Source organism: Enterobacter sp. MGH 4 (assembly GCF_000534735.1).
Taxonomy (GTDB): domain Bacteria; phylum Pseudomonadota; class Gammaproteobacteria; order Enterobacterales; family Enterobacteriaceae; genus Enterobacter; species Enterobacter intestinihominis.
This window is the reverse complement of sequence record NZ_KI973289.1, coordinates 1,262,858-1,276,432: the sequence shown is the minus strand read 5'-3', so window position 1 is coordinate 1,276,432 and position 13,575 is coordinate 1,262,858. Positions and strand designations below refer to the sequence as shown.

At 54.1% G+C, this 13,575-nt stretch carries 13 protein-coding genes; 7 read left to right on the top strand and 6 right to left on the bottom strand.

The window, feature by feature from the left end; all coding sequences use genetic code 11:
• Window positions 1-45: 45 nt before the first annotated feature.
• Together L350_RS16435 and L350_RS16440 are read right to left on the bottom strand one after the other, a co-directional pair.
• Window positions 46-1,011, bottom strand: a complete 966-nt coding sequence (locus L350_RS16435) for a magnesium and cobalt transport protein CorA (RefSeq protein ID WP_022648001.1) — start codon at window positions 1,009-1,011, stop codon at window positions 46-48.
• Window positions 1,012-1,132: 121 nt separating this feature from the next.
• Entirely contained in the window at window positions 1,133-1,990 is an 858-nt protein-coding gene (locus L350_RS16440) for an alpha/beta hydrolase family protein (RefSeq protein WP_023306125.1), read from the bottom strand.
• Between the two features lie 368 nt (window positions 1,991-2,358).
• Between L350_RS16440 and L350_RS16445 the strand changes: the two genes are divergently transcribed.
• Window positions 2,359-2,724 (top strand): hypothetical protein, encoded by a 366-nt coding sequence (locus tag L350_RS16445; RefSeq protein ID WP_032624325.1) that lies wholly within the window; start codon window positions 2,359-2,361, stop codon window positions 2,722-2,724.
• Between the two features lie 10 nt (window positions 2,725-2,734).
• Window positions 2,735-4,831 carry a pyrroloquinoline quinone-dependent dehydrogenase gene (locus L350_RS16450; protein ID WP_022648004.1) on the top strand — a complete coding sequence of 699 codons (2,097 nt, stop codon included), beginning with the start codon at window positions 2,735-2,737 and terminating at the stop codon, window positions 4,829-4,831.
• Window positions 4,832-4,905: 74 nt separating this feature from the next.
• On the opposite strand, the gene L350_RS16455 is transcribed toward L350_RS16450, so the two are convergent.
• Window positions 4,906-5,496, bottom strand: a complete 591-nt coding sequence (locus tag L350_RS16455) for a DUF4142 domain-containing protein (RefSeq protein ID WP_032624324.1) — start codon at window positions 5,494-5,496, stop codon at window positions 4,906-4,908.
• Window positions 5,497-5,745: 249 nt separating this feature from the next.
• Here L350_RS16455 and L350_RS16460 point away from each other — a divergent pair, with 249 nt between their 5' ends.
• Window positions 5,746-6,024 (top strand): YdgH/BhsA/McbA family protein, encoded by a 279-nt coding sequence (locus L350_RS16460; protein WP_032624323.1) that lies wholly within the window; start codon window positions 5,746-5,748, stop codon window positions 6,022-6,024.
• A gap of 306 nt (window positions 6,025-6,330) precedes the next feature.
• On the top strand, window positions 6,331-6,504 hold the full coding sequence (locus L350_RS23075; protein WP_022648006.1) for a GnsA/GnsB family addiction module toxin: 174 nt from the start codon (window positions 6,331-6,333) through the stop codon (window positions 6,502-6,504).
• A gap of 87 nt (window positions 6,505-6,591) precedes the next feature.
• Here the strand turns inward: L350_RS23075 and L350_RS16470 are convergent, their stop codons facing one another.
• Both L350_RS16470 and L350_RS16475 read right to left on the bottom strand, forming a co-directional pair.
• Window positions 6,592-7,428, bottom strand: a complete 837-nt coding sequence (locus L350_RS16470) for an alpha/beta fold hydrolase (RefSeq protein ID WP_022648007.1) — start codon at window positions 7,426-7,428, stop codon at window positions 6,592-6,594.
• Between the two features lie 658 nt (window positions 7,429-8,086).
• The gene (locus tag L350_RS16475) at window positions 8,087-9,076 is read right to left on the bottom strand and encodes a 2-hydroxyacid dehydrogenase (RefSeq protein ID WP_003857375.1); all 990 of its coding nucleotides are present in this window, start codon (window positions 9,074-9,076) and stop codon (window positions 8,087-8,089) included.
• Between the two features lie 210 nt (window positions 9,077-9,286).
• On the opposite strand from L350_RS16475, the gene L350_RS16480 reads away from it, so the two are divergent.
• Genes L350_RS16480 through L350_RS16490 form a run of 3 tightly spaced genes read left to right on the top strand, consistent with a single transcriptional unit; the run spans window position 9,287 to window position 12,439 of the window.
• A complete protein-coding gene (locus L350_RS16480) occupies window positions 9,287-11,926 on the top strand; it encodes a YdbH family protein (protein ID WP_032624322.1) in 2,640 nt (879 codons plus the stop codon).
• Entirely contained in the window at window positions 11,923-12,114 is a 192-nt protein-coding gene (locus tag L350_RS16485) for a YnbE family lipoprotein (RefSeq protein ID WP_003857369.1), read from the top strand. The genes L350_RS16480 and L350_RS16485 overlap by 4 nt, the downstream gene beginning before the upstream one ends.
• A 7-nt stretch (window positions 12,115-12,121) precedes the next feature.
• The gene (locus L350_RS16490; RefSeq protein ID WP_022648010.1) at window positions 12,122-12,439 is read left to right on the top strand and encodes a YdbL family probable chaperone protein; all 318 of its coding nucleotides are present in this window, start codon (window positions 12,122-12,124) and stop codon (window positions 12,437-12,439) included.
• Here L350_RS16490 and feaR read toward each other — a convergent pair whose 3' ends face one another.
• Complete coding sequence (gene feaR / locus L350_RS16495; protein WP_023300024.1) at window positions 12,440-13,348, bottom strand: transcriptional regulator FeaR; 909 nt, start codon at window positions 13,346-13,348, stop codon at window positions 12,440-12,442.
• Window positions 13,349-13,575: the final 227 nt, after the last annotated feature.

Genomic DNA, 13,575 nt, shown 5'->3' with positions numbered 1-13,575 from the left:
TTTACTGTACTTCACGACACCAAAAACTATCAGATCGCTTATCAATCAAAGCCAGCGAGAGCGTTTGAGCCGAAGCCACAGTAATACACAGGCTCCCAGCGTGACAGCGACCGTAGCCGGATAACCAAAGAGCGTCTTCAGTTCCGGCATATGTTCGAAGTTCATACCATACATGCTAAAGACTACCGTCGGGATCACGAGGATGGCCCCCCAACCGGCCAGTTTCTTCACGACTTCGTTTTGCTGCACTGAAACCAGTGCCAGGTTAACGTGCATCGCGCTGCTTAGCAGCTCACGCATGTCATTTACATCCGTTACTACATGGCTTGCGTGATCCTGAATATCTCTGAAATACGCCCTGAGGGGTTTTGGAATAAGTTCTTCATGAATGCGGATAAGCTCTGTACAGATTTCTTCTACTGGCTGAGCGGCGTTGCGAAGCCCGAGTAGATTACGGCGGAGGGAATACACGTCCTGAATAGCTTCACGGTCAAATTCACTGTGAAAAAGTGTCGCTTCTATATCACCAATTTTGGTGTTGAGGCGCGCAGTCAGCTCTGCATAACTGTCAACAATAAAATCCAGAATACAGTAAAGAGGATAAGCCGGACCGTACGAAAGCATGTCCGGGGCCTCAGCAGCACGGGCGCGTATAGGTGCATAGCTCACTGAAGCACCATGGCGCACCGTAATAAGGAAGTTTCGGCCCACAAACAAATGCGTTTCGCCAAACTCAATATTGTCGTCCTGTCCACTGACGGTTTTTACAACGATAAATGCCGAGCTGCCATAACGCTCTATTTTAGGCCGCTGATGTGCATTAAGCGCATCCTCAACGGCCAGATCGTGCAGACCGAACTCCTCCTGGACTTTGTACATAAACGCAGGTTCAGGCTGCCAAAGCCCCAGCCAGATAAACGCATCGGTATCCTGGATGACTTCACTGATATCCTCAATATCTACGGTTTCGGCGGGGTGGCCTGAACGGTAGACCATACAGTTAACAATCATTTCCTGACTATCCCTTAAGCATGTGTCTAAGAAGCTTAACCATTTCCGTTAAATTTCCAAATTTTTATGCCGGCAGGTTTTAATATGTTGAATACTCAGAAAGGTCATGTTCACGCGTCGTTCAATCCGGGCACTGACTCTCCAGCCATTGACCGACGACGGGCCATAATTTCTCCGCACATCGCGTACGAAAAAATCCCATATGCCCAATGGACGAAAGACCAAACTCTGCGTGCCGTATCTCGCAGCGTTCTATTTTTGCTTGTTGCACCGGCTCCATCAGCCGCGCAATAGCTTCACGGTTAGCCCAGGGATCGTCATCAAATCCCATTACTAGCACGGGTAGGGTGATCTCACTAGCCCGTTGGCGTGCATTCCAGTGTGGATCATCGTAGAAATATCCAGGCATTGCGCTCCAGCGCCCCCATTGAAGCATGACTGGCGCAGGTAAATCTTCACCCAGTCCCAGGCGCCTGGCAGGCATGTAACCGAAGATACGGCACAGAATCGGAGCCAGAACACGTAATACGCACCAGACACGCACCTTTTCTGTAGTGCGTTTGATGGTGCTCGTCACCCCGGCATGTGAGGCTACAATGACCGCAGCTTGCAGGGCGTGGGTGGCTGTTGAAAGCAGAACGGCATGCCCGCCCACACTGTGTCCTACCGCCAACAGGCTAAGCTCTGGAAAATGTGCTTTAGCCCAGGCGGTTATACATCCGACGTCCTGGTCGATCCAGTCAGACATCGAAACGCGGTAAGTACGGACCAGCCCGGATTTAGAGAGGCCGGTGCCGCGATAATCGTATGTGAGGACGTTGAATCCTCTGTTAAAAAGATATTCTGCGAATCCCTTATAAAACCCCTGTACAACCGCCGTTGCCGGATGAAGGAGCACTATCGCTTTGGCATCGCTTCTTTCCCAAATTGTGGCTGCCAGAAATCCACCTTCATTGACGGGTATTATGACTGAACGCATTCATAGAGCCTTATTTATGTGGTCATACCAGTTATGCCTGAATTAAATCTAGCCTTTACTACCCTATCTGGCGATTTTTTTTTACAACCCAGCGTTTGTCCCTCGCTCAAAGCAGACAATAAACCTCGCCCGAGCGTTTTTAGCGAAACACACTGCCTTATGGGCTCAACGTGAGGAAGGGTACTCGCCGGATAAACGCCCCTTTAAAAAATCCTCTTCTATACTCAGTTACGTTTAGGGAAATATGCCGCCGTTTTTCACGTCGCGTTGTTTTAATAGCCATTGCACGCGCGAACAGCAGGGACATATATCCACGAAAACGCCTTAATGTTGGTCCATTTTGCATTTTTTAGAGGGGGATTCCTGGTATGTTGCATTCTCAATCTTCGCGCGTCGGCACTATTTTGCTGCTGTTGGCCGCGGTTATAGGCTTCGCGGTGGCGCTATACGCCTGGTGGACGCCGCTTACCGGCGTCACAGACACCATTGGCGCACTGGGCGTGGCCATTGCCAGCGCGGTGCTGGCGATACTGATCTTTGCGTTACGTGCGGCATCGGGGCGCGGGGCGCGTGTTTTCCTGATTATTGTCACCCTGGTGGTGTTGGCGGGTATTGGTTTTGCCGCCGCGCTGCTGCACCAGTACATCATAACGGCAGCCATGGTGGTCGGCCTGATTGGTCTGATTATGCTGAGCAGCCATTCCGCCCGTTACAACCATTCCGTCAGAACCTGAGGAGCCGCCCGTGCATAACGATAAGCATTATCCCTTCATAAAAGTCAGCATGACGGCGCTGGCGCTGCTGGTCACCCCGTTCGCGCTGCAGGCGCAGGATAAAGCCGCTGAGGCCTCTCAGGGGACCCAGGAATCACTGAATATTGATGCGGCCGATCAGCAGGCGCCTGGAACCACAAAAACCACAGACGATGCCTCAACCGGTAGCGGTGACGGAAAGAAAGTCGCCTCGGCCAGCCAGCCAGCGACGCCGCTGGTGCCCGGCACGCCAACCTGGGACAGCTTCCACGGCCAGCTTAACGCGCAGAAATACAGCCCGCTTACCCAGATCACGGCGGATAACGTCAGTAAATTAACGAAAGTCTGGGAGTTCCATACCGGCGACGTCTCGGATGGTAAAGGTGATACGCCAGCGACCGTGTGGTCCGCAACGCCCATTTTCGCTAACGACACGCTCTACATCGGCACCCCTTTCGATCGCCTGATTGCGCTGGATCCGGGCACGGGTAAAGAGAAGTGGCACTATGACACCAAATCGTCGCGCAAGGCACTGACCCAGCCGGTGCTGAAAAACCGCGGCGTTTCCTACTGGCAGGCCAAAAATCCGGTGAAGGGAGAGGCGTGCCAGAAGATGGTCTATATGGGCACCGTTGACGGCAAGCTCTTTGCGCTGGACGCCGATTCAGGCAAACCGTGCAGCGGCTTTGCGGACAATGGGGTGCTGGATCTGAATCAGTGGAACACCGTTAACGCCAAGTATCCGCTCTCTGTCCTGCAACCGCCAACCGTCGTCGGCAACCATCTGCTGGTGGGTTGGGCCGGGAAAGACTGGGCCTATGCCGAAGCGCCTCCGGGTACCGTATTTTCTGTCAACGCCCAGACCGGCAAGCTTGAATGGACCTTTGAGGCGATACCGGCAGAGATCCGCAAGCGTACCGGTACCGCCAACGTCTGGACGCACATGTCCGCCGATGAGGCCAATGGGCTGGTCTATCTCCCGGTCTCATCGCCGTCTCCCAACTATTGGGGCGGCAACCGCGTCGACGCAATTCCGCTTGGCACCTCCACCACCGCGCTGGACATCAACACCGGTAAAGTGGTCTGGTCCCGTCAGTGGGTACACCACGACGTCTGGGATTACGACATCAACTCTGCCCCGACGCTGATGGATATCACCGTAGACGGCAAGCAGATCCCGGCGCTGGTTCAGGCCACCAAGCAGGGCTTCCTGTTTGTGGTTAACCGCCTGACCGGGGAGGACGTATGGCCAATCGAAGAGCGTCCGGTTCCGCAGGGTGATGGTTCGGTCCAGGGCGAAGTTCTCTCGCCTACACAGCCGTTCCCGACCAAACCTGCGCCGCTGCTCGACCAGTCGAAAAAGCCGGAAATCTGGAAGTTGGCAGATATCGTCGGTGGCGGCCAGTGCTCTCGCCTGTGGGATAACCTGACCTATGAGGGAATGTATACTCCGCCTACCACCAAAGGCGAAGGCACGCTCACCTATCCCGATAGCGCCGGCGGCGTGCAGTGGGGCGGGGTGGCGTTCGATCCGCAAAAACAGATCGCCATCGTCAACACCTCGCATATCGTTCAGTACGTGAAGCTCTACAGCCGTGAGGATTACGATAACGCGGACAAAGACTCCGGCAACGAAAGCGGCTTTGCCCCACAGGAAGGCGCCCCGTACGGTATGCGTCTGCTGGTGGCGAGCAACTGGCTGGGCATGCCGTGCTGGCAGCCGCCATTTGGCGAAATCGTGGCGATAGACATGCACACGGGCGATGTGAAATGGCGTCGTCCGGTTGGCGCCTCACAGCAGTATGGCTTCTTCATGCCGGAAAGCTGGGGTTCGCCTACCATTGGTGGCCCGGCAGTGACGGCGGGTGGCGTGATCTTCATCGGTGCTTCAATGGATGCCAAAGTGCGTGCCTACTCGGTAGAGAGCGGTGAAGAGCTGTGGTCCGATCAGGCAGAAGCTCCAGCGGTAGCGAACCCGTCCGTGTATGAATATAAGGGTCGGCAGTATGTGGCCTTCGTGGCTGGCGGGAACACGATCCTGAAGGATCAGGTAGGCGATCAGGTGGTTGTCTACGCGTTGCCGGAATAATTCATCAGGAAGGTGAAATAAGCGTGGGGCCTGCGGGCCCCACTTTATTTTGCAGTAGTCGTTTCACCGACGCGTTATTTATCGGCTGATGTGCCAGCTCGCGTTGACATCTGCTCGGCGGACTTCAGATGCTGCTCAACGACCGGCGTGTGCTCGTTGGCCAAAGCCTTCACATCCGGATCGTCGATTTTACTGGCGTCGCTCTTAAGCTTCGACAGCACCTTCTCGTGGTCCTTCACGCCAGCATATTCCATATACATTTTGTCAAAAGCGTCACCGCGCTGGTTTTCAAGCCTTGAGTTCAGGGCTTTATGGGCGGCGTCTGGCTCGGTTGGCAGCTCTACGCCCTTTTTCTGGGCAACGGCCTGCACTTTGGTCAGGGCGGCGCCGTGGTCGTCGACCATTTTCTGGGCGAATGTTTTCACTTCACTGGTCTGGGCCTTGTCCAGGGCGAGCCTGGCGGCGGCGACTTCGTTGATATTGGCCTGCGCCATGTCCTTCAACGCTTTCTCGTCGCCGGAGCTGAGTCTGGCGTCCGGTTGAGCCTGGCCCGCAGCGTTAGTTTGCGCGGCGCTTGTCGTCTGGGCTTGTACGCCAACGGTGCTGAACATTGCTGCAACTGCTGATACGGCTAGCAGCCTTTTCAGGGTTTTACTCGTGTGCATATTGTTCTCCTGATGGTCATGGTACAGGTAAGTTTCGGTTACCTTACGCGCAACCGGGCAGATAAATGCTAACTTCACAGGTCAGTATAGTAGATGAACCTGCTGTAATCGCAGGTTGCGTCAGAGAGGGCAGGTAATAATGCTCAACAGGCGACGCTTATCGCTCAGTCTCTCTACGACATTGGCACGGATCATTCCCATATTTGATGCTAATGTTAAATAGATAGATTTATTAACAGGAGGAATGATATGAAAAAAGCACTATTAGGGAGTGTATTGGCTTTAACAGTTGCAAGCTTTGGCGCATATGCGGCAGATATGATTTCCAAAGATGAAGCGCACCACTTCAAACTTGAATACCTGGGCAATGTATCTGTAGGGGCTTCAGGTGGACAAATTTCTTCACCTTCAGATCTTCATCAAAAACTCTCGAAACTGGCAGATGAGAAGGGCGGGAAATACTATGTCATCATCGCTGCTCGAGAGCATGGCCCTAACTTCCAGGCCGTAGCAGAAGTCTTCAAATAATCTTTCCGAATAACGCAGAAACCCGCTCATGGCGGGTTTTTTACTTATAGGGAGCAAAAAAATGCCCCTGGTGCGGGGCGAGTTTGAGTCAAATCTTTTCTTATGTTTATGTGCTCTAAGGCGTTGGCACAATAACAGCTTATTCAAATAATGCAATCTAAATGCATATTTAAATGCAATGGCCCCATCTGCCCCTCATCTCAAGGTGAAGGCAGCATACGTAACGCAGATAGTCTACGCTTTACATAGGGTTATGGTTAAAACCAGTTAGATACTGGAAACAGTAAACGGCCGCAAGAGGTAAATATGAAAGTTGACGCAATGACGCAAAAGGCAGAGGAAGAAATTTCAGCGCTTATAGCCAAAAAAATTGCAGAATTACGAAAAAAAACAGGGCAGGAAGTATCTGAAATTGAGTTTATCGCTCGTGAGGCCATGACAGGCCTGGAGGGGTATGAAGTAAAAATCAAACTCCTGTAAGCGTTTCTTCCTGAAATGGTCGCTCAATTGTTGCCGCAAAAGAGAACCGGGCGTGGTGCCCGGTTGTTTTATGGATAATCAATGTCTTTATGAGCGAATAAACGTCAGGATATCGGCATTTATGGTATCTGCATGCGTGGTATGCATCCCATGCGGGAAGCCTGGATAGATTTTAAGCTCGCTGTTTGCGAGCAGCTTATCCTGAAGAAGGGAGGCATTTTTATACGGGACGACCTGATCGTCATCACCCTGCAACACCAGGACGGGAACCGTGATGGCTTTGAGATCGTCCGTCTGGTCGGTTTCTGAAAATGCCTTAATGCCATCATAGTGGGCTTTGGCGCTACCGATCATACCCTGACGCCACCAGTTCTGGATTGTTCCCTGCGAAACCTCTGCTCCGTCTCGGTTAAATCCATAGAAAGGACCGCTGGCGACGTCGAGGTAAAACTGGGCGCGGTTAGCGGCCAGCGCCTGGCGGAAGCCGTCGAACACCTCAATGGGCGTACCGCCGGGGTTCGTGTCTGATTTTACCATCAGCGGAGGAACGGCGCTGACCAGTACCGCTTTGGCCACCCGCCCCTGAGGCTGGCCGTACTTCGCAACGTATCTGGCGACCTGGCCTCCGCCGGTGGAGTGGCCGACGTGCACTGCATTACGCAAATCAAGGCTTTCGACCACGGCTGATGCGTCGGAGGCATAATGATCCATATCATGACCTTCACTTACCTGATCGGAACGACCATGACCACGACGGTCGAGGGCGATGACGCGGAAGCCTTCTGCAAGGAAAAAGAGCATCTGGTTATCCCAGTCATCGGCGCTCAGCGGCCAGCCGTGATGGAAAACGATCGGCTGCGCATCCTTCGGACCCCAGTCTTTGTAATAAATACTGACACCATCTTTCGTTGTTACGAATGCCATATTTCAGACTCCTCTGCTAATGGCAACATGTGTGAAGGCTAAGTAAATAGCCCAGCATTTAGGGACGTAATAAAACTGACTTATATTAATCTTATTACTGATATATCCGCTTAAAGTGTAGAAGGGTTCCTGAAAACAGTTATAGATTAATTTTGTATGGTCATTATTTATTTTTAAACGAAATATCCCCTAAACCAGCCGGGGCACTGTGTTATTTTTCTCGCGTGGTGAATCCCCCTGTGCGGAGGGGCTAAACAGCACGTGTAGCTTAGGCAATCAGCAGCGGGTCAAGGTGGCTGACCAACGACTCACCGGGAGGCACCCGGCACCACACATACGTTAAAGCTTGTATCTCGCTGAATTTATTAGGGATGGTGTATGAAGTTGGGCTTTTTGGCTGGAGCAGTGCTGGCAACCTGGTTGTCTTTAACCTACCCGACGCAAATGAGAGCTGTTTTTGAACAACTGGTTACGATAGTGCAGCAAATCACGCAGCCTTCAGCAGAGCCTCATTCTGATATGGTCACACCGGAACAGTCATATCCTTGATTGTTATATTTACGATGAACGTTAGCCATCTTAATAGTTAACCTGTGCTTATTTTCTGATGGGCTTATTATTGGCCGGGCAGAGGTTACCGCCACCCGGCCTGACGGTCTTAAACGATCGCGTTAGGGCACGCTTCGCCCTTATCAAGCTGCTGTAAATTCCCCAGCGTGGTTTCCGAAATACTGATCAGCGCTTCGGCGGTCAGAAACGCCTGGTGGCCGGTGAACAACACGTTGTGGCAGGCCGACAGGCGACGGAACACGTCGTCCTGAATCACGTCGTTAGATTTATCCTCAAAGAACAGATCGCGTTCGTTCTCATACACGTCCATACCCAACGCGCCGATTTTTTGCGTTTTCAACGCTTCGATAGCGGCCTGAGAGTCGATCAGTCCGCCGCGGCTGGTATTGATGATCATCACGCCGTCTTTCATCTGGTCGAACGCCGACTGGTTAAGCAGGTGATAGTTTTCTGGGGTCAACGGACAGTGCAGGGAGATAACATCAGACTGCGAGAAGAGCGTTTTCAGATCGACATACTCCACGCCCAGCTCCAGCGCAGCGGCGCTTGGGTACGGATCAAACGCCAGCAGGCGCATGCCAAATCCTTTCAGGATGCGTAGGGCGGCCACACCAATTTTGCCGGTACCGATCACGCCTGCGGTTTTACCGTACATGGTAAAGCCAGTCAGCCCTTCCAGAGAGAAGTTGGCATCACGGGTACGCTGATAGGCACGGTGAATACGACGGTTGAGCGACATCATCATCCCGACGGCATGTTCTGCCACGGCTTCCGGAGAATAGGCCGGAACGCGAACAACCTTCAGACCCAGCTCTTTGGCGGCATCGAGATCGACGTTGTTAAAGCCCGCACATCGCAGGGCTATGTATTTCACGCCCTGTTTTTTCAACTCTTCCAGTACCGGTCGGCTACCGTCATCGTTAACGAAGATACACACGCCTTCGCAGCCGTGGGCGGTTTTAGCCGTCTTTTCAGTCAGCAGAAAGTCGAAAAATTCAAGATCGAAACCGTACGTCTCGTTAACATGTTGCAGATACTTTTTGTCGTACTGCTTTGTGCTATATACCGCGAGTTTCATAAGACTTTCTCCAGTGATTTTGGAACCACGTTAGCATGTTTAAAATTATCTTACAATTTTTCAAAATTCATTGAAATCAATAAGTTCTATGAATTATTGTAGAGCATCTACTCTTAAAAATGGCATTACCTTCAACTGACTGGCTAAACATGCGACAATGAGCGGCAAGAACGGCTTATTTATTTCGCAAAATCAGGATATTAACTGCCCATGAAGGGTAAATACAAAGCCGCAATCGCGCTATTACTGCTGCTATTTCTTGTGCCGCTGACGCTGCTGATGACGCTCGCCCAGTGGGTGCCCACGCTCGCCGGGATCTGGCTTCCCGTTGGAACACGCATAGCGTTTGAAAAAAGCCCACGGCTCACGCGCCACGCCCTGATCATCCCCGATCTCCGTTATCTGGTAGAAGAGTGCGAAATTGCCCGCGTGGAAAACGTGACCCTGTCACACCCCAGCCGCTGGGATCTGGATATTGGCGCACTTGAACTTAACTCTGTCTGCCTGAGCAAATTACCGCAATCGGCGCCGTCTACGGTGGCGCCGAAAACGCTGGCGCAGTGGCAGGCCATCCTGCCCAACACCTGGCTGACCATCCACCGTTTTACCCTTTCTCCCTGGCAGCAGTGGGAGGGTGAGCTGCATGCCTCACTCACGCCAGCCCGCCAGGACATCACCTATAAAGGCGAGCAGGTGAGCATTAAGGGGCAGTTGCGCGGCCAGACGCTCTCCTTCAGCCAGTTCGATGTGCAGCTGCCGGACCAGTCGCAGCCCGTGAAGCTGGTCGGTGAATTTACCCTGCCGCTGGTGCCGGACGGCGTACCGGTGAAAGGGCATACGGTCGCGACCTTTAACGTGCCACAGTTATCCTCGCTGGTCGATGCCGATCTGGACTGGGAGGATAATCAGGGCCAGCTGGTGGTCATGGCGCGGGACAACCCCGATCCGCTGCTCGATTTACCGTGGCAGATCACCGCTCAGCAGTTGACCATCAGCGACGGGCGCTGGAACTGGTCAGCCTCCGGTATGCCGATGAGCGGTCGCATCGGCCTGAAGGTGGATAACTGGCAGCAGGGGCTGGAAAAAGCCACCTTCACGGGGCGGCTCAACGTGCTGACCCAGGGAGATGCGGGTAAGGGCAACGCGGTGCTGAATATCGGTCCCGGCTCGCTCAGTATGGAAAACAGCGCTATGCCGCTGCACCTGAGCGGGGAAGCCAAGCAAAACGATCTGATCCTGTATGCCAGACTCCCGGCGAAGCTGACCGGCAGCCTTTACGATCCGCAGCTTACGTTTGAACCCGGCGCACTATTGCGCTCGCGCGGACGCATCATTGACTCGCTGGATATCGATGAGATCCGCTGGCCGCTGGCGGGCGTGAAGCTCACGCAAAAGGGCGTGGACGGCCGCCTGCAAGCCATTCTGCGGGCGCATGAAAACGAGATGGGCAATTTTGAGCTGCATCTGGACGGCCAGGCTAACGACTTTTTACCGGACAACGGTTTGTGGCAGTGGCGCTACTGGGGTAAAGGGAACTTCACGCCGATGAACGCGCGCTGGGATGTCCGGGGAACCGGGGAGTGGCGCGACAACGTTATCGAACTGACCGATCTTTCCACGGGGTTCGACAAATTGCAGTACGGCACGATGCTGGTCAGCAAACCGCGCCTGGTGCTGGATCACCCGGTGCGCTGGTCGCGGGACCCGGATAACCCCATCTTTAGCGGCGCGCTCGCGCTCAATGCCGGGCAAACAAGCTTTTCAGGCGGAAGCGTGCTGCCGCCGTCCGTTTTGACCTTCAGCGTTGACGGGACAGACCCGACGGTGTTCCAGTTTAAAGGGAATCTTCATGCGGATGACATCGGCCCGGTCCAGGTGAATGGACGCTGGGACGGCGAACGCCTCCGCGGTCAGGCCTGGTGGCCAAAACAGTCTCTTACAGTGTTCCAGCCGCTGATCCCGCCAGACTGGAAAATGACCCTGCGCGGCGGCGAAATGTACGCGCAGGTGGCTTTCTCGGCGGCCCCCGACCAGGGGTTTGAGGCCGGGGGGCACGGCGTGCTGAAAGCGGGCAGCGCGTTGATGCCGGATAACGAAATCAACGGCGTTGATTTTGTTCTGCCGTTCCGCTTAAGCCAGGGCACCTGGTCACTGGGCACGCGCGGACCGGTAACGTTACGAATCGACGAGGTGAAAAACCTGGTCACAGCCCGAAATATCACCGCGGATCTCCAGGGCGATTATCCCTGGACCGAAGCGAACCCGCTCCTGCTCACCAACGTGAAGGTGGAAGCGCTCGGCGGGAAAATCACCATGCAGCAGTTGAGAATGCCGCAGCACGATCCGGCTTTACTGCGCGTGGATAATATTTCCTCCAGCGAACTGATAAGCGCGGTAAATCCGAAGCGGTTTGCCATGTCCGGCCCGGTGAGCGGCGCGCTGCCGTTCTGGCTGGACAATGAGAAATGGATCATTAAAGATGGCTGGCTGACCAACCCGGGGCCGATGACGCTGCGCATCGACCAGGACACGGCGGATGCCATTGTGAAAGACAACGTGGTTGCCGGGGCGGCGATCAACTGGCTCCGCTATATGGAAATTTCGCAGTCGTGGACAAAACTCAATGTGGATAATCTGGGTGTGTTAACCATGCAGGCGGCCATTAAAGGCACCAGCCGCGTCGAGGGCAAAAGCAGCTTCGTTAACCTGAATTACACCCATGAAGAGAACATTTTTACCCTCTGGCGCAGCCTGCGCTTTGGGGACAATCTGCAAACATGGTTTGAGCAACATGCGGCGATACCCCTTCTCCGCGGTTCGACAGGCAAGGAAAGTGAGGAACAACAATGAAAAAGAGGGCTGGTGTACTCACCGTGGCCGTCGTCGCGCTGCTGTCAGGCTGCACGCCGCGCATTGAAGTGGCGGCGCCCAAAGAGCCGATCACCATCAACATGAACGTGAAAATCGAGCATGAAATCCATATCAAGGTGGATAAAGACGTCGAAGCCCTGCTGAAATCCCGCAGCGATCTGTTCTGAGGATGCCATGAAACGATTAGCTCTGATGTTACTGGCGCTGGGGATGAACGTTCACGCCGCCACGCTTACGCTCAACGATGCGCGCACCCAGGGGCGCGTAGGGGAAACCCTGAGCGGCTATCTTGCGCCCGTTCAGCACGACGCTGAAACCCTGGCGCTGGTGAACCGTATCAACGCCGCACGCACGGAAAGTTACCAGCAGCTTGCTGACAGCAATAATTTGCCCGTCGACGAGGTGGCGAAAATGGCGGGGCAAAAGCTGGTGGCCCGCGCGCAGCCGGGTGAGTACGTGAAGGGGATTAACGGCAAATGGCTGAAAAAGTAACTAGCGGTAACGCTTACGGTATTCGCCCGGCGAAACCCCGAAACGCTGCTTAAAGGCGGTGGAAAAATGGCTATGGTCGGTAAAGCCCCAGCTGTAGCCAATGCCCGCCAGCTTTTCGTCATCGCCGATGGAACGCAGCGCCTGAGCGCATAAATCGAGGCGACGGTTCTTAATATACTGCGCCACCACCAGCCCTTTCCCGGCAAACATGCGGTACAAGCTACGCACGGACATGCCGCTCTCTGAGGCTATCCACTCCGGTCTTAACGCCTCCGACTGAATATGATCGTCAATCAGGGACAGAACGTGGCGGAACTGACGCTCCTTGCGCGGCAGCACCTCGTCATGCTGCTGGAAGGCCGGACGCAGCAGACACACCATCGCCTCCAGCGCCGCTTCGCTTTCACTGGCGCTGAGATCGGCATTGCCCATGCTCTCCTGTAACAGTCGGTAGCTCAGCTGTACGGTAGGCAGACTGCGGGAGAGGGGCAACGCGCACCTCACTTCCTGAAAACGCGCGTGTTGCTCAATGATTTGTCGCGGGAGCAGCAGCGAAATCTGGCGGGAACGCTCCTGCCAGTAAATGGAGCACGGGCGGGAGGCGTCAATCAGCGTGATATCCCCGGCTTTCAGCAGCGCGCGCTGGTCGTCCTGTTCGATTCCGGCGCTGCCTTCCAGCTGAAAGACGGTGTAGAACCAGGCATCGTTGCCGTTTTTGATCTCCTGACGGGTGCGAAACAGGTTAACGCCTGCGGCGGTCACCGTGCTCAGCTTCAGACTTTGGGTATAGCTGGTTTCCAGTTCGCCGAGAAACGCCCCCTCTAACGGACGTGCCGCAAAGCGCCCACAAACCTGGTTAATTTGCGCCAGCCACTGCTGAAAATTGTCCTGTTCGCTTGCACATGCCATTGATTTTCTCGCTGCACCGTCACTGTTTTCGCATTGTTGCATTTATGTTGCATATTGTCAGGGCTACGAGGCTGACTATAGGAAAGAACACTCAACGGTTACAGCGATATAAGCGGGAATTATCACGATTTGCGGAGCCTGTCACAGCTGGCAAAGCGAATGTCACACAGACAAAAGCAGGAATGCGAATCCCCTCTTAGACTGCATACACACCCTGCGAAGCATAA